This is a genomic window from Pseudomonas sp. Sample_10, from assembly GCF_004321495.1.
Lineage (GTDB): Bacteria > Pseudomonadota > Gammaproteobacteria > Pseudomonadales > Pseudomonadaceae > Aquipseudomonas.
Genome location: NZ_RCOE01000164.1, coordinates 1 through 18,099 on the forward strand (window position 1 = coordinate 1; position 18,099 = coordinate 18,099).

Here is an 18,099-nt window from a genome sequence, read left to right on the forward strand (position 1 = left end):
CACCGGACCCGGTGAAGCTGGCCGGCGGGTTGAACCCGTATCGGTATACGCCGAACCCGACGGGGTGGGTGGATCCGTTGGGGTTGAGTGATTGTCCGGGTACCGGTGGATGTAATAGGCCGGCGAATTCGGCGGGGATGGTTAAGGTTGATGAGGGGATGCCAAACACGCCCTCTCCAACCGCCAGGAATCGTTATCTGTATCGTGGAGATTCTCGAGAGTCTTGGGAGATTTTCGAAAGCGGATTTGAACCTTTGGGAATGAGTATGGACATCTACTTACACGCACGAGACAACCGAAACCCTCCGAGTTTTTTTGTCAGTACTTCAACCTCCGAAACTGAGGCCGTAAAATTCGCAACCAGCTATGGCTTTGAAGATGGATTCGTTTATGCAATAAAAAACATTCGAGGAATAGATGTAAATAAAAAACTTGGCTTGCTCTCACCTCATAAGAACGAAAAGGAAATAGCCATGCCAGGTGGGATAGATAGTAAAGATATCCTTGGTGCTACCCCGGTACGTGCCGATGGAAGCTATGAGGGTTATTCCATTCCTAATCCCTACAGGAAGTGGCCATGAAAATAGTTGAAGTAGTTACTAAAAAAAACGGAATTACTCAGAAGGCACTGATCGAATGTGACAGGCAAAATCGGACATTAACCATGACTTTGGAAAACGATTCGAAAAAAACATATGAAGCCCATGATTTGTATGAGTGTCTCGGGCTAATAAGAGCCGACTTTCCAGAAACAAAATTCTTATGTAAAGGAGCCAAGCTCAACGTTCATCCGTCGAGGATGTCTTCACAAATGTCCTCTGGACTAGTGGCGTATGAGCTTCGCTTGGAAGTACCGAGTGAGCCTGCAGACATTGTTAACATTTTCGACTATGAAGAAGCTGACATCACAAATGACATTGAACAACAAAGAGAATTCTATAGAAATTGGCTTGACTCATTGAGGAGATAGGAACATTTAAATCGTAGCGAACACACTATCTTATTGTTGATGAATATCAACTAATGCAAGAAGCCCAGCAAACCGCCGGGCTCTGACACACCCCTCTCTGCATCACACTAACGACCCTTCTTCCCTTCTGTGTCATTCGCTCCATCATTTTCACTACTTGTCTGTCCGTTTCCTGCGCCTTTTCTCGTCTCCGAACTAATACTACCCCCATCCGCATCCCCCCCATTCCCACTCTCAATCGACCCCGGTGGCAACGCATTTTCGGGGCCGGCACCCGCGTTCATTTCCGTAGACGGCGGCATCCCGCCCTTGTCGACGGGCGCGTCGTTGCCGGCATACACCAACACAGAACCCAGCGACAACAACCCGACTACCGTCACCGCAGTCAATGTCGACCTGTTCATGACGAATATCCTCAGAAAGTGCTTACCTGATTTCTGGCAGCAGCCACTTTTCAAGGGTGCCGCTCAATCGACGAGCGGCTATGTGGCGTAGGAACATTAACTGGGTTCGCCCGAATTATCCTTGCCGGCAATGTCCGGGTCTTTGGGGATGGCCTCAACATCCGTGCGCTTCACATCTTCGTAGGGAACTTGCTCGATCCCGGCATCCTCGTCGGGTGGGCGCTGGTCACGGCTCAGGGGATCGGTCGGTGAAGGCAGCGGATACTCCGGGGTGTCGTCGATGTCGGAATCTTTCGGGTCAGGGATCATGGTGCACCTCGCAAAGAGCCTGAAATGCAGGCTCTGAACGTTTGAGATATCCACAAGGCACCGGGTTCTATCTGCAAGACAACCGGTCACCGCCGCAGTGGCGCGCAATCAATCCTCTTCCCCGTCTTCATCCTCATCTTCAAACTCGAGGTTTCCGACGTCGCCGGCGTCATCGGAGTCGTTCAGCGGTACGGTCGCATCGTCCATCAGGGAACCAGGGTCTTCGTTGCCGGGGTCGTTGATAAAGGGCAAACCGCTCGGGCCTTTCTCTTCATTGCCTTCGGTTTCGGGAGTCATGGCGAACCTCAATTGTGCAGGGGTGTATGAAGTTCGAGGCAACTGACTGCCAAAACGTTCCTGAGGTATAGCCAGAAATGAAAAACCCGGCGCTTGGCCGGGTTCTTACATTGATACACGCTGTATCAATGATTTTTGTGTTTGTTCTTGTGCTTGTTCTTGTGTTTATGTCCGCCGCCAGAATGGGAGCTGTCGTTGCCATCCCCCAAATTGTTACCAACGGCGCCTCCAGCTGCACCGCCCAGGCCTGCGCCGATGGTAGAACCCGTCCTGCCGCCAATGCTGTTGCCGATTACCGAGCCACCTGCCGAACCAAGACCACCACCAATCGCTGCTTCCGTCCGGCTACCTTTTTCCGCGCCAACCGCACTACCGGCCGCGCCGCCCACACCGGCACCAATGGCGGCCCCGGTGCTGCCACCCATCTGACCACCGACTACGTTGCCCAGTGCACCGCCAAGTCCACCACCTACCGCTGCCGTACCGTCACCGGCCGCCAACGCCGCTTGAGAGAGGAACAATCCAAAAACAATCGCGGGCAACTTCATACGTAGAGCACTCAGGCTTACAACTGCATCGCCTTTGGTTTTCGGGTTCATGGCACGCCTCATTCTTCGGGGGTATGCAAGATTGGAGGGATTACACCGAGAAACGTTCAATAACCAAAAAGCCCGGCATTAGGCCGGGCTCTTTCGAAACATCATTTATGATCAGTGACGCTTGTGACCCTTGGCCAGGTTGCTGCCTACGCCGCCGCCCAGAGCGCCACCCAGGCCTGCACCGATGGTCGAACCGGTCTTGCCGCCCAAGCTGTTGCCGATCACCGAACCACCGGCAGCACCCACGCCACCGCCGATGGCAGCGCTGGTACGGTGGCCTTTTTTAGCCGCAACCGCACTGCCCGCTGCGCCTGCAACACCAGCACCAATGGCTGCACCAGTGCTGCCGCCCATGCTCTGGCCTACGACGTTACCCAGCGCACCGCCCAAACCGCCACCGATGGCGGCAGTGCCGTCACCAGCCATTGCACCTTGAGCAACCAGAAGACCCAGAACCAGAGCAGGCAGTGTGAAACGCATGACAAAAACCTCAAAAATAGGGGTGTAAACGAAAGGGGCGAGATTGAATGCTTTAGAGGAGAAAATGTCCAGACATGCGCGCGCTCAACCTCGTTATTAGCGACGGTTGGACAGCATTTTTCGGAAAGGTTTTATGACAGGCAAAAAAAAGCCCGCTGGGGAACGGGCAGGGTGTTGCTTCTAACGGATGAGTTGAGCCTACGTAGGTCCTTGTGAAAACTTTGTGAAAAAAAACCGGGTTAAAAAAACATTCACACAATGTCACCCGCATAAAAAACCCCGCTCGATGACGGGGTCTGCTCAATGTCCATTATTTCCTGGTCGGCGCCGAAACCCTGGGCAGGAATTTGCCCTTCAGCACCCGACAAGCCCGGGTCTTGATCTTGTCTACCTCGGTCTGGTCCTCACCAAAGCTGGCTACATACTGCGTCTGGCCGCACTGTACATAGTTGTTGATCGGATACTCTGCGCCGTCGTCTTCAATATACGGATCAGCCATCTCTTCACCCCTCTGCTCAAAAGCGGGATCGACACCGGCAAGCCCAATTGCCTGAAAAAATATCGATCACCAAGGATTTTGAGACTAGCCGGTCATTACTGGACTTGCCGTTCAGATCGTAGCGCGCCCGACGAGTGGCCAAATGCCAATCACCGAAGCTTGACCGCCGTACCCGTGACAAAAACCACCACCATCCCACCCTTCCCGGCCGGCATGCTGATTTCATAATCGAGCCCCACCACCGCATCCGCCTGCAGCGCCCGCGCCCGCTCCTTGATCTCTTCAGTGGCCTGGATGCGCGCTTCTTTCAATGCGCGCTCCAGCGTCTGCGAGCGCCCACCAAAGATATCCCGCATCCCGGCAAACATATCGCGAATCACGTTGACGCCCTGCACCGACTCGGCACTGACGATATCGAGGTAAGCAGTGATTTGCCGACCTTCGATGGAATGGGTGGTAGTGGTGATCATTGGGGTTCCTGTTTATTCAAATATTGAAGCGCATGCACGCTGCGCGACATGAATGCTGCGTCGCCAACTCTGATCGGGAGCGTATGACAGACGTGGAATCAGAGGAGCTTGACCAACACCGCAGTGACCGTCGCCACTGTGCCAATCAGCCCTGTAGCGACCGCAACCGGGTACCAGAAAGTTTCTCGGGTCATCTTGCCAGCCTCAGCGTTCAACTTGCGCTGCTGCGCCATCAGCTTGACGATCTCCACATGAATCTTTTCCAGCTCTGCCTGCTTCATGGTGAGTTCCTGCATCACGTACGCGTATCCGTCCTGATGAAGGGGCAATCCAGGTTGCGCTGCCCTTTGATTCATCTTGTACCCTAACGAAGGCACAAAACGAATCCCCTGCGGGAATGCCTTTATCAAGAGCTGAATCTATCCAGGCGTCTGAATGCACGGATTTCCAACGCACCGTCCTACACGTCGATCCAACGTCCTACATCAAATTCAGAAGCACCTTCGTATCTACTTTGGAAATTCAACCACCAGAAACAACAAAACCCCTGGTTTCTTTCGAAACCAGGGGTTTTGTTTACATCGAATTTGGCGGTGAAGGAGAGATTCGAACTCTCGATACAGTTTCCTGTATACACACTTTCCAGGCGTGCTCCTTAAGCCACTCGGACACTTCACCGTATCTCTTCAAACATGTTCTGTCTGTCGAGGCGCGCTAATGTAGTCGAAAGCATTTCTGATGGCAAACATTTTTTTCAGAATTTTCATGCGGTTAACGCAGTTGCCCGATTGCGATCGCTCAAAGACATGGCAAACCGGCCAATCTCCGGCTTCGCGCCCACCTCTATATAGAGGGGAATGCGCGGCAGGTGCGGCGGGCTACGCTTGCCGGGCGGGTAAAGGGTGACTGGTGGGTCAGTCACGGTGCTTTACCTGGCCGGTGGCGGTGAGTAACGTCTGCCCTACTTTACTGAAAGGAATAGCGTCATGAGTGAGTTGATTTCCTACCATCTCGAAGACGGTATCGCGACCCTGACCTTGAGCAATGGCAAGGTCAATGCCATCTCCCCGGACGTGATTGCCGCCTTCAACGCTGCGCTGGATCAGGCGGTGACTGATCGCGCGGTGGTGATCATTACCGGGCAGCCAGGGATTTTGTCCGGTGGCTATGACTTGAAGGTGATGACGTCCGGCCCTAAAGAAGCCGTGGCATTGGTGACGTCCGGCTCGACGCTGGCCCGCCGCCTGTTGTCGCATCCGTTCCCGGTAATCGTGGCCTGCCCTGGGCATGCCGTAGCCAAGGGTGCGTTCCTGTTGTTGTCGGCCGATTATCGCATCGGTGTCGAAGGCCCGTTCAGCATCGGTCTGAACGAAGTGCAGATCGGCATGACCATGCACCATGCCGGCATCGAGATTGCTCGTGATCGCCTGAGCAAAGCGGCGCTGCAACGTTCGGTGGTCAACGGTGAAATGTTCAATCCGCAAACCGCTGTGGATGCCGGGTTCCTCGACGTGGTGGTAGCAGCCGAAGAGCTCCAAAGCGCTGCGCTGGCGGCGGCTCGTCAGTTGAAGAAGATCAACATGACGGCCCACAAGAACACCAAGTTGAAGGTTCGCAAATCGTTGCTGGAGGCTCTGGACAACGCCATCATCCAGGACCAGGAGCATTTGGGTTAAGCCCGGCTCCGCGTCAGCGAAAAGCCCGACCGTCGTGTCGGGCTTTTTCATTCAGGCATCGACGAAAAGCAGGTAACCGCTCTAGAACACGTCTTACCCAAGATTCAGAAACATGTACTCAAACATCGGCCATCTTCCGACTCTATAGCCGCAATTGCCGAAAACAGTGCACATCCGTACACTGCGCCACCTTTTGTCCCGGTGGGGCCTGAAAATGCTGTTTGTTTTACGTATGTCATTGATGGGCCTGCACTTTGTTGTAGCGGGTGTGCTGGGCGTCATTCTCGGCCTGTGTCGTCCGTTCAATCCGGACAACAGCCGCCTGTGCGCACGCCTTTATGCGTGGCCGGCGATGTGTATTTTGCGTTTGCGGGTGAAGGCCGAAGTCGGGCCGTTGATGGATAAACCCGACAGTTGCGTGATCATTGCCAACCACCAGTCCAACTACGACCTGTTCGTTTTCGGCAACGTAGTCCCCCGCCGCACCGTGTGCATCGGCAAGAAGAGTCTGAAGTGGGTCCCGTTGTTTGGTCAGTTGTTCTGGCTGGCCGGTAACGTTTTGATCGACCGTGGCAATGCGCAGAAGGCCCGCCAGTCGATGTTGACCACCACCCACACCCTGCAAAACGAAGACACCTCGATCTGGGTGTTCCCGGAAGGCACGCGCAATCTGGGCGAAGCGTTGCTGCCGTTCAAGAAAGGCGCGTTCCAGATGGCCATTGCCGCGGGAGTGCCGATCGTGCCGGTGTGTGTCAGTAGCTACGTCAAGCACATGCGATTGAACCGCTGGCGCAGTGGGAAAATTCTGATCCGTTCGTTGCCAGCGATTCCCACCGCAGGCTTAAGCCTTGATGACATGCCGATGCTGATGGCCCAGTGTCGTGAACAGATGCGCGAATGCATCGATTCGATGGACCGGCAACTGCAATCGGCCTGAAAAGAAACCCGCCCTGTGCGGGTTTTCTTTTGCCGGTGAACTGTGCAGATTTCACTGACTCTCAAGCAGCAGACAAGGCTAAGCTGAACATGCCTGCCACGGCCATTTGCCAATTGAAGCTGCCAAGAAGAAGTGAACCAAGACCATGGGTAGAGTTGTTGCTGCTGCGGTTTATAGCGCGGGTAAAAAGGTCACCAATATTACCCTCGACGAAGGCGCGGCCTGGGCTGCAAAGCCTGGTCACTTTGTCTGGATCGGCCTTGAAGAGCCGAACGAAGAGGAACTGTACAACCTGCAACGCCAGTTCAACCTGCACGAACTGGCCATCGAAGACGCCCTGGAAAAACACAGTCGCCCGAAACTGGAAACGTTCGGCGATGCGCTCTTCATCGTCACGTACTCTCCGATTATGGAAGACGGCAAACTCAAGTTCATCGAGACCCACATTTTTGCCGGCAATGGTTACATCATCACTGCGCGTAACGGTCATTCGGCGTCCTACGCCTACGTCCGACAGCGTTGTGAAGCGCGCCCGCTGTTACTGGAGCACGGGGAAGATTTCGTCCTCTACGCCATCCTCGATTTCGTGATTGAAAACTACCAGCCGATGGGCGAAGCGATTCACGCCAGGATCGATGAGCTGGAACGCAACGTCATGTGTGGCTCGTTGAATGAACGTGACATCCAGAATCTTCACAGCCTGCGCCGCGATGTGCTGCGCCTGCGCCGTTATGCGGCGCCCATGGTGGAGATCGGCGAGGAACTGCAAAAACTGAACTTTCCCTTTATCGACAAGAACATGCGCCCATATTTCCGCGATGTGCAGATTCATGTAACTCGGCAGTTGGAAGACCTGACGACCCTGGCGGATATCGCCAGCCAGACCATCGAAGTTGGGGTGCTGCTGGAGGCGTCGCGCCAAAGTGTGGTGCAGCGCAAATTCGCTGCATGGGCGGCGATCCTGGCGTTCCCGACCGCGGTGGCAGGGATCTACGGGATGAACTTTCAGAACATGCCCGAACTGACCTGGCATTACGGTTACTTCGGTGTGCTGGGGTTTATTGCGGTGGGTTGCGTGGGTTTATGGACGAGTTTCAAGAAGTCGGGTTGGCTTTGAATTCTCGGCGAATGCTTCGCACTCGGTCGCAAGCAAGCCTCGCTCGCACAGGTATTGCAATAGTCCTGCGCAAGCGAGGTATTAACTGATTAAACGGTTTCTGGCTTGTGCGCCACAAAACGCATCATCCACTCGGCTACCGTGGTGCCGTGGTGCTCGCTGTCCAGGCTCGCGATACCTTTCGAATACACCTGCTCGCCCAGCGCTTGCTGACGGATCTCCAGCAAGGCGCGGGAATAGTCGTGAATGAATTCTGGATGGCCCTGGAAGCACAGCACCTGATCGTTGATGTGGTACGCGGCAAACGGGCAGAAATCGCTGGATGCAATCACCGTGGCGTTTTCCGGCAATGAGGTGACCTGGTCCTGATGGCTGATCAACAGGGTCAACTCTTCACGCACCGGGTTCAGCCACGGTGCCTTGGCGGCGAGTTTGTATTTGTGCGTGCCGACGCCCCAGCCCTGGCTCGCGCGTTCGCTCTTGCCGCCGAGCAACAAGGCCAGCAACTGGTGGCCGAAACACACGCCCAACAGTTTGTCGCCGCGCTTGTAGCGGGTCAGCAGATAGTCCTTGAGGGTTTGAATCCATGGGTCGGTGCCGAAGGAATCGGCCTTGCTGCCGGTGACCAGGTAAGCGTCGAAGGTCAGGTCATCGCTCGGGTATTCACCCTGCACCACGTTGTAGATCGTGAAATCGGCGGCAATCGGTTGCTGCGAAAACAGGCGCTTGAACATCTGCCCGTAGCCCTGATACTGGTCGACCAATTCCGGACGCAGGTTGTCGGTTTCCAGAATGCAGATGCGTAACGACATAAAAAATACCTGACACGTGATGGGAATAATGCACACCCCAGAGCCTGCCTTGAAACACGGTATCAAGGCAAGCCCTTCGGTGCGTCACCTGTCCCTTAGAATGCCTCCCCTTTGGCAGCCTTTTCCAGCAATAGCGCCGGTGGTGCGAAGCGCTGGCCGTATTGCCCGGCCAGGTATTGGGCACGCGCGACGAAATCGTTGATCCCGTACTGGTTGATAAACTGCAGCGCGCCACCGGTCCAGGGGGCAAAACCGATACCGAAGATTGATCCGACGTTGGCATCAGCCGTCGAGGTCAGCACACCTTCCTCCACGCAGCGTACGGTTTCGATGGCTTGAACGAACAGCAGGCGATCGCGTACGTCCTTCGGTGAAATCTGTCCCTCGGCCTTCTCGAAACGGGTTTTCAATTCCGGCCAAAGATGTTTTTGGCCACCGGCTGGATACTCGTAAAAACCGCCCCCGGCGGCCTTGCTCGGCCGCTTGTATTCGTTGAGCAACAAGTCAATCACGGCAAACGCCGGGTGCTCGATCAGCGGTTTCCCTTCTGCCTGAAGGTCTTTGGCGGTTTGCTGGCGGATATGGTTCATCAAGCTGAGTGAAACTTCGTCAGAGATCGCCAGAGGACCGACAGGCATGCCGGCCTTGCGCGCTTCGGTCTCGATCATCGCAGCGCTGACGCCCTCGCCGAGCATGGCGATGCCTTCGTTGGTGAAGGTGCCGAACACCCGCGAAGTGAAGAAACCACGACTGTCGTTGACCACAATCGGGGTCTTCTTGATTTGCAGGACGAAATCGAAGCCGCGCGCCAGTGTTTCGTCGCTGGTGTTGGCGCCCTTGATGATCTCCACCAAGGGCATTTTTTCCACGGGACTGAAGAAATGCAGACCGATGAACTTGCTCTGGTCCGGGACCGCGGTGGCGAGACCACTGATCGGCAGGGTTGAGGTATTGGAGGCGATCACCGCGTCCGTGCCGACGACTTTCTGCGCCGCCAACGAGACCTTGGCTTTCAACTCTCGATCTTCAAACACCGCTTCGATGATCAGGTCGCAGCCCGCCAGGTCGGCATCGTTTTCCGTGGGATGAATGCGCGCCAGCACGGTTTCACGTTGCTCGACGCTCATCTGCCCGCGCGCCACTTTTTTGTCCAGCAGCGCGGCCGAGTGCGCCTTGCCCTTCTCGGCGGCCGCAAGGTTGAGATCCTTGAGCACCACGTCGATACCCGCCGATGCACTGACAAACGCGATACCCGCGCCCATCATGCCCGCACCCAGCACGCCGACCTTGCGGGTGGCATAAGGCGCAAAACCTTGAGGCCGGGAACCGCCGGCATTGATTTCGTTAAGTTGGAACCAGAAAGTGCCGATCAGGTTTTTCGACACTTGGCCGGTGGTCAGTTCGGTGAAATAACGGGTTTCGATCAGGTGCGCGGTATCGAAATCCACCTGTGCACCCTCGACTGCCGCACAGAGGATTTTTTCGGGAGCGGGCATGGTGCCCTGGGTTTTGCTGCGCAGGATCGACGGAGCAATCGCCAGCATCTGCGCGACCTTGGGGTTGGACGGCGTGCCACCGGGAATCTGATAGCCCTTCACATCCCAACGTTGCACCGCGCCGGGATTGGCAAGAATCCATGCCCGCGCCTTGGCCAGCAGTTGATCGTGGTCCGCTGCCAGTTCATCGATCAATCCCGCCTGCAACGCCTGCTGTGGCCGGACTTTTTTACCTTCGAGCAAGTACGGCAAGGCTTTTTCCAGGCCGAGCATGCGCACCATGCGCACCACCCCGCCACCGCCCGGCAACAGGCCCAGGGTCACTTCCGGCAGGCCGAGCTGCACCGACGGATTGTCCAGCGCTACCCGGTGATGGCAGGCCAGGCAGATTTCCCAGCCACCGCCGAGTGCCGCGCCGTTGATGGCGGCGACCACCGGTTTACCGAGGGTCTCCAGGGTGCGCAGCTGGCCTTTGAGGGTCAGCACCATGTCGTAAAAGGCTTTGGCTTCGGGTTTGCCGACCTTGATCAGCTCATTGAGGTCACCGCCGGCGAAGAAGGTTTTTTTCGCCGACGTGATGATCACGCCAGCGATGTTGTTTTTGTCGCTGACCAGGCGGGCGACGCAGTCTGCCATGGCTTCGCGGTACACCGCGTTCATGGTGTTGGCGCTCTGGCCCGGCATGTCGATGGTCAGGACGACGATCTGGTCCTGGCCCTTTTCGTAACGAATGGCTTGGCTCATAAACAGGTTCCTTGAAGGCGAGGCTCAGAGGCGTTCGATGATGGTGGCAATGCCCATGCCGCCGCCGACACACAGGGTCGCGAGGCCATAACGCTGACGCCGCACCTCCAGTTCATCGAGCAAGGTGCCGAGGATCGCGCAACCGGTAGCGCCCAGCGGATGGCCCATGGCGATGGAGCCGCCGTTGACGTTGACCTTTTGCGGGTCGACGGCCATGTCCTTGATGAACTTCAACACCACGGAGGCAAAAGCCTCGTTGACCTCGAACAGGTCGATGTCTTCTACCCGCAACCCGGCCTTGGCCAACGCCTTGCGCGTCGCTGGCGCGGGGCCGGTGAGCATGATGGTCGGGTCAGTGCTGGTGACCGCCGTGGCGACGATTCGCGCCCGGGGTTGCAAGCCGAGCGCCCGGCCCTTGGCTTCGGAACCGATCAACATCAATGCCGCGCCATCGACGATCCCCGAACTGTTGCCTGGGGTGTGGACATGGTTGATCCGCTCCACATGGCTGTAGACCCGCAGCGCCGTGGCGTCGAAGCCCATCTGCCCGATCATTTCGAAGCTCGGCTTGAGCTTGGCCAGCCCTTCCAGGGTCGATTCGGCACGAATGAACTCATCATGATCAAGCAGGATGATGCCGTTCTGATCCTGCACTGGCACCAGCGATTTGTTGAACGAGCCATCGGCCCGCGCTCGCGCGGCTTTCTGTTGCGAGTGCAGTGCGTAGTCATCGACGTCCTCACGACTGAACCCTTCCAGGGTGGCAATCAGGTCGGCGCCCACGCCTTGCGGCGTGAAATGGCTGTGCAGGTTGGTGGCAGGGTCCAATGCCCATGCCCCGCCGTCGCTGCCCATCGGCACTCGCGACATCGACTCGACGCCGCCAACGACCACCAGGTCTTCAAACCCGGAGCGCACTTTCATCGCCCCCAGGTTCACCGCCTCCAGCCCGGACGCGCAGAATCGATTGATCTGCACACCGGCTACGCTGACGTCCCAATCCGCCACTTGCGCGGCGGTTTTGGCGATATCGGAGCCTTGATCGCCGATCGGCGTCACGCAGCCAAGGACCACGTCATCGACCTGACTGGTATCCAGGGCCGTTCGCTGTTGCAGCGCCGTGAGCAATCCTGCGACCAGGTTCACCGGTTTCACGCTGTGCAGGGCGCCGTCGGCCTTGCCTTTACCACGGGGCGTGCGTAATGCGTCGAAAATCAAAGCTTGGGTCATGACGTCCTCGAAGCGCGATGCAGATGGGGAAAACACAGCTGCCACTCTTGGCCCAGGGCGCGATGGTTTCAATGACCGCAACGCTCACAGAAGTTGACGGTCACGCTCAGACGGACGGTCATCCCTGGCTCGGTGAACCGGTGCAGGACGCGCAGGTGTCTAGCAAAAGGCCGCCCAAGAAGCTGGCAATAGGCCTCATGCCGTTTTGATAGCGATTTTCGAGAACACCATACTAAATGGATCTAAACCAAGTGTGACGCGGGCTCTAAGGTGAAGGTGTACGAAGTTGTCGTCGGGTTTTGCCGAGGCGCTCGTGCTACAGGAAGTGCATCGCGCTGCCGTCATGGAGATATGCAGGCAGGCATCAGGAAATAACAATAAAGGCGGTCAAGCCATGTTCAAACAATCGAAAGTTCGTCAAGCCGGGCTCATTCTTTTCGCCACCACGCTGTTGTTAATCGTGCCGAACCTGACGAAGGTGATCGGCTGAATCAAGCGCCAGAGTTAATTATCGCCACATAAAAATGTGACTGGCTCGCTACCCGGGTCAGCGTGGCTGTGCCAACCTTTGGGGCACTTCCACGACATGGACGGCGATCCTTTGAAAACGCTCATTCTGTTCGGGGCTTTGCTGCTCAGCACGCCCTCGTATGCCGCACAGCTCAACCTGGAGCTGGGCGCGGTTGGCCGCACCTGGCAAACCGAGGAGTTGCTCAAGCATCCTCAGATCCAGACCATTACCATCGCCAATGACGTTTCCTACAAGCGCGACATGAGCTATCGCGCCGTGCCCTTGGCCGCCTTGTTGACCGGTATCAAGCCTGACGATCACCTGCAAGCCGTGGCGCTTGACGGTTTTGCCGCTGAACTGGCGGCTGCGCCCCTGCTCAACAGCGAGGGAGCTCGCGCCTGGCTGGCAATTGAAGACCCCGCCAAACCCTGGCCGCCACTTTCCGAAGGCAAGCACAGCGCCGGGCCGTTTTATCTGGTCTGGACCGATCCGCGGGCGGGCAATATCAGCCCGGAACAATGGCCGTTCGAAGTCGCCAGCATCAAGCGCCTGGCCCCGGTGGCCGAGCGCTTCCCTGCCCTGCTGCCGGACCCTGCGTTAAGGGCCGACGATCCGGTCAACAAGGGTTTTGCATTGTTCCAGAAAAACTGCCTGGCCTGCCATCGGTTGAACGGTGCCGGGGATGCGCAGTTCGGACCGGACCTGAACATTCCGTACAACCCCACCGAATATTTCGGCGCTGACTTCCTCAAGCGCTACATCCGCGATCCGCAGAGCTTGCGCCAGTGGCCGCAGGCAAAAATGCCGGGGTTTTCGGCCGAGGTTTTGCCGGATGAGGATCTGCAGATGTTGGTGGGGTATTTGAAGCATATGACAGGGCGTAAGGTTAAGCCCTGACATGCATTTCTGTGGAAGCCAGCCTGCAGGCGATCGCCGCGGGCAAGCCCCACAGTGATTTGTGGTGCCACAGATTTCGCGACCGACTTCACACCCTGTGGGAGCTGGCTTGCCAGCGATGGCGAACTGCCGGTTACTGAAATAGTGTCTGAACCACCGCAATCGCGGGCAAGCCCGCTCCCACAGGGTTCTGCGGTGTCCTGGCTTACTGTTGTTGCACGGAAATCACTGGCGCAGGCGTTGGGGTCACCAGGACCTTGGCATGCATCTGCTCACACCCGCCGCCCCGACGCATGCCGCGAACCGGGCAGGCATCCAGGTAATCAAGGCCCACCGCCAGTTTCAGGTGACGTTCGGGGCGCGCCAGTTGGTTGGTCACGTCGAAGCTGTACCAGGCGTCATCGAGCCAGGCTTCAGCCCAGGCGTGACTGGCCAGGTGCTCGCTGTTTTCGCTGTACAGATAACCCGACACATACCGCGCCGGAATGCCCAGGCTGCGGGCGCAGGCGAGGAATGCGTGAGTGTGGTCCTGGCACACGCCTGAACGCCCGGCGAAGGCTTGTGCGGCGCTGGTGTCCACTTCGGTAGCGCCCGGCGTGTAGGTCATGTGCTGGTTCAGGCCATGCATCAAGTCGATCAGTGCCGTACGGTCCCGACGTTGCTTGCACTCTTTTTCGGCAAACGCACGCATTGCCGCGTCAGCTTCGGTCAAGCGGGTAAAGCGCAGGAACGGCAGCGCCGACTGGCTCTCGTGCTCGGCTTCGCGCAGTTCGTCGATGTCGACCTGGCCCCGGGCGCCGATAATGATCGCCTCATGGGGTTCGTCCATGGTCAGTACGTGCAGGATGTTGCCGAACGGGTCGAGTTGCGCACGCACCGGGCGCGGCAGGTCGAGCTGCCAACTGAGCACGTGCTGGCGCTCGCTGTCGTGGGGTGTCAGTCGCAGGTACTGGATGCTCGCCCGCACCTGATCTTCGTAGTGATAGGTGGTCTCGTGGCTTATGGAAAGTCTCATGCAGCCTCCAGGTAGGAACTGTGAATCGCGTTGCCCAACTGGCGCACCAGCGGGATGAACTCGGTCAGCCAGGCGTGCAGGCCTTCGTCGAGAATTTCGGTGATGCCGGTGTAACGAAGCCTCGCGTCGATTTCCGCCGCCAGACGTTGCGCGGGCCGGCCGTTAGCCCCTGGTAGCTGGGCGAGAATCTGGTCGATCTCCTCGGTGCAGGCGCGCAGGGAGCGCGGGACATCCGCCCGCAATAACAGTAATTCGGCGACATGCCGCGCACCGGGAGCGTCACGGTAGATTTCGGTGTAGGCCTCGAAGGACGACAGTGCCCGCAGCAGCGCACTCCACTGGTAATAGGCGTGAGCCGTGCCGTCGCTGACCGCTTCCGCCTGATCGCCGGCCATTTCGTAACGGGCGTCGAGCAGGCGCAACGTGTTGTCGGCCCTTTCGATAAAGGTGCCCAAGCGAATGAAGCGAAAGGCGTCGTTACGCATGATGGTGCCGTAGGACGCACCTCGGAACAGGTGGGAACGCTCCTTGATCCACTCGCAGAAACGGCTCATGCCGTAGCGGCTGAGGCCTTGTTCGGCGATCCCGCGAATTTCCAGCCAGGTGGCGTTGATGTTTTCCCACATGTCGGCGGTGATTCGCCCACGCACCGCATGGGCACTGGCCCGTGCGGCGCCGAGACAACTGTAAATGCTGGCCGGGTTGGCTGCGTCCAGGGCGAAGAAATGCAGCAACCGCTCGGCGTGCAATTCGCCGTGGCGTTCGAGGTAATCGTCCAGCGTGCCGGTAATCAGCAGCGGCATGGCCAGTTCGTGCAAACCGTTGCCACGGCCATCCTGTGGCATCAGTGACAACGAATAACTGATGTCGAGCATCCGCGCGAGGTTTTCCGCGCGCTCCAGGTAACGCGACATCCAATACAAATCCGAGGCAGTTCTACTTAACATGACAGGCTTCCTTCAATCCTCGACCACCCAGGTGTCCTTGGTTCCGCCACCCTGGGAGGAATTCACCACCAGGGAACCTTCACGCAGGGCGACACGGGTCAAACCGCCGGGCACGACCCGGGTTTCACGGCCTGACAATACAAACGGCCGCAAATCGATATGGCGCGGTGCGATACCGTTTTCGACAAAGGTCGGACAGGTCGACAGCGACAGCGTCGGTTGCGCGATATACGCGTGGGGCTTGGCGATGATGCGCGCGCGGAAGGCTTCGATTTCCGCAGCCGTCGCCGCCGGCCCCACCAGCATTCCGTAACCGCCGGAGCCTTGGGTTTCCTTGACCACCAGTTCTGGAAGATTGGCCAGCACGTGGGAAAGTTCAGAAGGATTACGGCACTGCCACGTGGGAACGTTCTTGAGGATCGGCTCTTCATCCAGATAGAAACGGATCATGTCGGTGACAAACGGATACACCGATTTGTCGTCCGCCACCCCCGTGCCGATGGCGTTGGCCAACACGACGTTGCCGGAACGGTAAGACGACAGCAGCCCCGGCACACCGAGCATCGAATCCGGGTTGAACGCCAGCGGATCGAGGAACGCATCGTCCAGGCGACGGTAGATCACGTCGACGGCTTTGGGGCCGTCGGTGGTGCGCATGTAGACCTTGTCGTCGCGCACGAACAAGTCCGCGCCCTCCACCAGCTCCACGCCCATTTCCCGCGCCAGGAATGCATGTTCAAAGAATGCGCTGTTGAAGCGCCCCGGCGTCAGGACGACCACGCTCGGGTTGTCGATCGGGCTTGAGCTTTTCAGGGTGTCGAGCAACAGGTTCGGGTAGTGGTCGATGGGGGCGATGCGTTGTGCCGCGAACAGTTCGGGGAACAGACGCATCATCATTTTGCGGTCTTCAAGCATGTAGCTGACGCCGCTCGGTGTCCGCAGGTTGTCCTCAAGCACGTAGTACGTGCCGTCACCGTCGCGCACCAGATCGACACCGGAAATGTGCGAATAGATATCGCGATGCAAATCCAGCCCCTGCATCGCCAACTGGTATTGCTCGTTGGCCAGCACCTGTTCGGCTGGAATGATCCCGGCCTTGATGATGCGTTGCTCGTGGTAGAGATCGGCCAGGAACATGTTCAACGCCTTGACCCGCTGAATGCAGCCGCGCTCGACAACGCGCCACTCACTGGCAGGGATGCTGCGGGGGATGGTGTCGAAGGGAATCAGGCGCTCTGTCCCCTGCTCATCACCGTAGAGCGTGAAAGTAATCCCGGCGCGATGAAATAACAGATCGGCCTCGCGTCGCCGTTGCGCCAAAAGCTCGTCAGGCGTTTCGGCCAGCCAACGGGCAAACTCCCGATAATGCGGGCGGACCTGGCCGCCGGCATCGTACATCTCATCAAAATAGGTGCGGATCATGCCGTACTCCTTGTCACCCGGACATGCAGGCCTTCGCAAGGCCCGTGCCATCGGCATAAACGCTTTGATTTCAATCGGTTGGATTATCAACGCGGATTCGCCGCACCAATCCTGTGCGGCAAACGCCCCAACCTGATCGCCCCCGCTTCATTGCAAGGCGCTGTTGTCGCCTATCACCAGCATAGTCAGAGTTGATTTCACTGCCCGGTTAACGCTGGGGATAATCCGCTCATTCGCTGAAAAGCTGACCGAACTTCCCTTTAGCCGCCCGTTTCGGGCGGTTTTTTTTGCCTCTGCGAAATGTTGTGAATCAAATACGCGATCAAAAACGAAAACGGCCAACCCAAAGGTCAGCCGTTACTGATGCTTGTAACTGTTCATAAGGTTATGCGAGTCGCCCTCGTACCTCCTGCTTGACACCCCAGCCCTCAATGATGCCGCCCAAGGGCTCGACCACCGCTTCGAAACCCTGTTCGAAATCGCCGATGTCATCGTAGGTGGCGTACATCACTTTGCTCAGTTCGAGCGCCCATGCGCCATCGTCGCGCACACTGATCTGCGCATTCAGGCATTCACCATGATGGAACTGTCGTGCCGCCCTGCGTGCCCGCTCCTCGTCCGGGAAAATGGCGTAGAACTCGATGGGGTGGAACCGTGAAAAATCAAAACCGCCTTCTTTCATGCGGCGCAACACGCTGCTGCTGATGTCTTCTTGATAGGCTGTGCTCATGAAACGTCCTCCTGAAACTGATGGATAGACTTTCCGTACTCCCTGACGCGCGCAACCCGATGGTGCGAACGCTTCGGCAACCGATGTGCCGACGGGAAACAAGCATGGAGCTGACAAGACCAGACCTTAGCGATCCATTCGCTGATCTCGCTTGCAGATTAGCCCCAAGATAGAGCCGCTGCCAAGGCCTGGTTGCGAATGTGACAGGAAGTGTTCAGTTTGGCGTGATGCCGAGGATTTGAATGCTGTTCTGGGTTTTCAGGCTTTTGACGCCCGCATCGGCGGTTCGCCCTTCCAGATCGTTCAGATCCAGTTCAGCGGCGACGGGAAGGAGTCGTTCCTTGATGAGTTTGGCGGCCTGCTCATGGCTTGGGCATTCCTCGCACTCGAAGACTTCGTCGATTGTTTCACCATGATCATCCACGAAAGTGACTTTCCACTTGGACATCGGAGCCTCCTCGATCAAACCCGCAAATGGGCTTACACCTATCTCGACCTGGGTAGCTGGCTAATCGTTCCGCTGGATCAATTACAGTT

The 18,099-nt window shown here is 57.4% G+C and carries 22 protein-coding genes and 1 tRNA gene; 7 read left to right on the forward strand and 16 right to left on the reverse strand.

Annotation, left to right across the window (positions count from 1 at the left end; all coding sequences use genetic code 11):
• Positions 1-581, forward strand: a 581-nt coding sequence (locus tag D8U18_RS16335; protein ID WP_277752476.1) for an enterotoxin A family protein, incomplete at its 5' end; no start/stop codon positions are given.
• Entirely contained in the window at positions 578-970 is a 393-nt protein-coding gene (locus tag D8U18_RS16340) for a hypothetical protein (protein WP_131108011.1), read from the forward strand. The genes D8U18_RS16335 and D8U18_RS16340, both read left to right, overlap by 4 nt.
• Positions 971-1,470: 500 nt before the next feature.
• Here D8U18_RS16340 and D8U18_RS16345 read toward each other — a convergent pair whose 3' ends face one another.
• The 8 genes from D8U18_RS16345 to D8U18_RS16380 all read right to left on the reverse strand — a co-directional run bounded on the left by D8U18_RS16345 (position 1,471) and on the right by D8U18_RS16380 (position 4,706).
• Entirely contained in the window at positions 1,471-1,683 is a 213-nt protein-coding gene (locus D8U18_RS16345; RefSeq protein WP_131108012.1) for a hypothetical protein, read from the reverse strand.
• A gap of 108 nt (positions 1,684-1,791) precedes the next feature.
• A complete protein-coding gene (locus tag D8U18_RS16350) occupies positions 1,792-1,980 on the reverse strand; it encodes a hypothetical protein (RefSeq protein ID WP_056853803.1) in 189 nt (62 codons plus the stop codon).
• A 125-nt stretch (positions 1,981-2,105) separates the two neighbouring features.
• Entirely contained in the window at positions 2,106-2,579 is a 474-nt protein-coding gene (locus D8U18_RS16355; protein WP_130930964.1) for a glycine zipper domain-containing protein, read from the reverse strand.
• Positions 2,580-2,690: 111 nt separating this feature from the next.
• Positions 2,691-3,059: a hypothetical protein gene (locus D8U18_RS16360; RefSeq protein ID WP_034150136.1), complete on the reverse strand. Its 369-nt coding sequence runs from the start codon at positions 3,057-3,059 to the stop codon at positions 2,691-2,693.
• 310 nt (positions 3,060-3,369) lie between these two features.
• The gene (locus D8U18_RS16365; RefSeq protein WP_056853805.1) at positions 3,370-3,558 is read right to left on the reverse strand and encodes a hypothetical protein; all 189 of its coding nucleotides are present in this window, start codon (positions 3,556-3,558) and stop codon (positions 3,370-3,372) included.
• A gap of 149 nt (positions 3,559-3,707) precedes the next feature.
• Positions 3,708-4,028 carry a YbjQ family protein gene (locus tag D8U18_RS16370; RefSeq protein WP_056853806.1) on the reverse strand — a complete coding sequence of 107 codons (321 nt, stop codon included), beginning with the start codon at positions 4,026-4,028 and terminating at the stop codon, positions 3,708-3,710.
• Positions 4,029-4,126: 98 nt separating this feature from the next.
• Positions 4,127-4,309 carry a hypothetical protein gene (locus tag D8U18_RS16375; protein ID WP_082557555.1) on the reverse strand — a complete coding sequence of 61 codons (183 nt, stop codon included), beginning with the start codon at positions 4,307-4,309 and terminating at the stop codon, positions 4,127-4,129.
• A gap of 307 nt (positions 4,310-4,616) precedes the next feature.
• Positions 4,617-4,706, reverse strand: a tRNA-Ser gene (locus D8U18_RS16380).
• A gap of 308 nt (positions 4,707-5,014) precedes the next feature.
• Here D8U18_RS16380 and D8U18_RS16385 point away from each other — a divergent pair.
• The 3 genes from D8U18_RS16385 to D8U18_RS16395 all read left to right on the forward strand — a co-directional run bounded on the left by D8U18_RS16385 (position 5,015) and on the right by D8U18_RS16395 (position 7,758).
• Positions 5,015-5,704, forward strand: a complete 690-nt coding sequence (locus D8U18_RS16385) for a crotonase/enoyl-CoA hydratase family protein (protein ID WP_056853807.1) — start codon at positions 5,015-5,017, stop codon at positions 5,702-5,704.
• 214 nt (positions 5,705-5,918) lie between these two features.
• Positions 5,919-6,641 carry a 1-acylglycerol-3-phosphate O-acyltransferase gene (locus tag D8U18_RS16390; protein WP_056853808.1) on the forward strand — a complete coding sequence of 241 codons (723 nt, stop codon included), beginning with the start codon at positions 5,919-5,921 and terminating at the stop codon, positions 6,639-6,641.
• Between the two features lie 145 nt (positions 6,642-6,786).
• Positions 6,787-7,758 (forward strand): magnesium and cobalt transport protein CorA, encoded by a 972-nt coding sequence (locus tag D8U18_RS16395; protein WP_130905435.1) that lies wholly within the window; start codon positions 6,787-6,789, stop codon positions 7,756-7,758.
• Between the two features lie 89 nt (positions 7,759-7,847).
• Here D8U18_RS16395 and D8U18_RS16400 read toward each other — a convergent pair whose 3' ends face one another.
• The 3 genes from D8U18_RS16400 to D8U18_RS16410 all read right to left on the reverse strand — a co-directional run bounded on the left by D8U18_RS16400 (position 7,848) and on the right by D8U18_RS16410 (position 12,040).
• Entirely contained in the window at positions 7,848-8,570 is a 723-nt protein-coding gene (locus D8U18_RS16400; protein WP_056853810.1) for an amidotransferase, read from the reverse strand.
• 95 nt (positions 8,571-8,665) lie between these two features.
• Positions 8,666-10,810 (reverse strand): 3-hydroxyacyl-CoA dehydrogenase NAD-binding domain-containing protein, encoded by a 2,145-nt coding sequence (locus D8U18_RS16405; protein WP_131108013.1) that lies wholly within the window; start codon positions 10,808-10,810, stop codon positions 8,666-8,668.
• Between the two features lie 24 nt (positions 10,811-10,834).
• Complete coding sequence (locus D8U18_RS16410) at positions 10,835-12,040, reverse strand: acetyl-CoA C-acetyltransferase (RefSeq protein WP_130905433.1); 1,206 nt, start codon at positions 12,038-12,040, stop codon at positions 10,835-10,837.
• Positions 12,041-12,326: 286 nt separating this feature from the next.
• Here D8U18_RS16410 and D8U18_RS16415 point away from each other — a divergent pair, with 286 nt between their 5' ends.
• Positions 12,327-12,530, forward strand: a complete 204-nt coding sequence (locus tag D8U18_RS16415) for a hypothetical protein (protein WP_130905432.1) — start codon at positions 12,327-12,329, stop codon at positions 12,528-12,530.
• Positions 12,531-12,626: 96 nt separating this feature from the next.
• A complete protein-coding gene (locus tag D8U18_RS16420; protein WP_131108014.1) occupies positions 12,627-13,448 on the forward strand; it encodes a cytochrome c in 822 nt (273 codons plus the stop codon).
• 205 nt (positions 13,449-13,653) lie between these two features.
• Here D8U18_RS16420 and D8U18_RS16425 read toward each other — a convergent pair whose 3' ends face one another.
• From D8U18_RS16425 to D8U18_RS16445, 5 genes are all read right to left on the reverse strand, one after another.
• Complete coding sequence (locus D8U18_RS16425) at positions 13,654-14,463, reverse strand: transglutaminase family protein (RefSeq protein ID WP_130905430.1); 810 nt, start codon at positions 14,461-14,463, stop codon at positions 13,654-13,656.
• Positions 14,460-15,410 (reverse strand): alpha-E domain-containing protein, encoded by a 951-nt coding sequence (locus D8U18_RS16430; RefSeq protein ID WP_056853816.1) that lies wholly within the window; start codon positions 15,408-15,410, stop codon positions 14,460-14,462. Before D8U18_RS16430 ends, D8U18_RS16425 begins: the two co-directional genes overlap by 4 nt.
• 12 nt (positions 15,411-15,422) lie before the next feature.
• Positions 15,423-16,832, reverse strand: a complete 1,410-nt coding sequence (locus D8U18_RS16435) for a circularly permuted type 2 ATP-grasp protein (protein WP_056853817.1) — start codon at positions 16,830-16,832, stop codon at positions 15,423-15,425.
• A gap of 385 nt (positions 16,833-17,217) precedes the next feature.
• Positions 17,218-17,562, reverse strand: a complete 345-nt coding sequence (locus D8U18_RS16440) for a ribonuclease E inhibitor RraB (protein WP_056853818.1) — start codon at positions 17,560-17,562, stop codon at positions 17,218-17,220.
• 214 nt (positions 17,563-17,776) lie between these two features.
• The gene (locus D8U18_RS16445) at positions 17,777-18,010 is read right to left on the reverse strand and encodes a hypothetical protein (protein ID WP_056853819.1); all 234 of its coding nucleotides are present in this window, start codon (positions 18,008-18,010) and stop codon (positions 17,777-17,779) included.
• Positions 18,011-18,099: the final 89 nt, after the last annotated feature.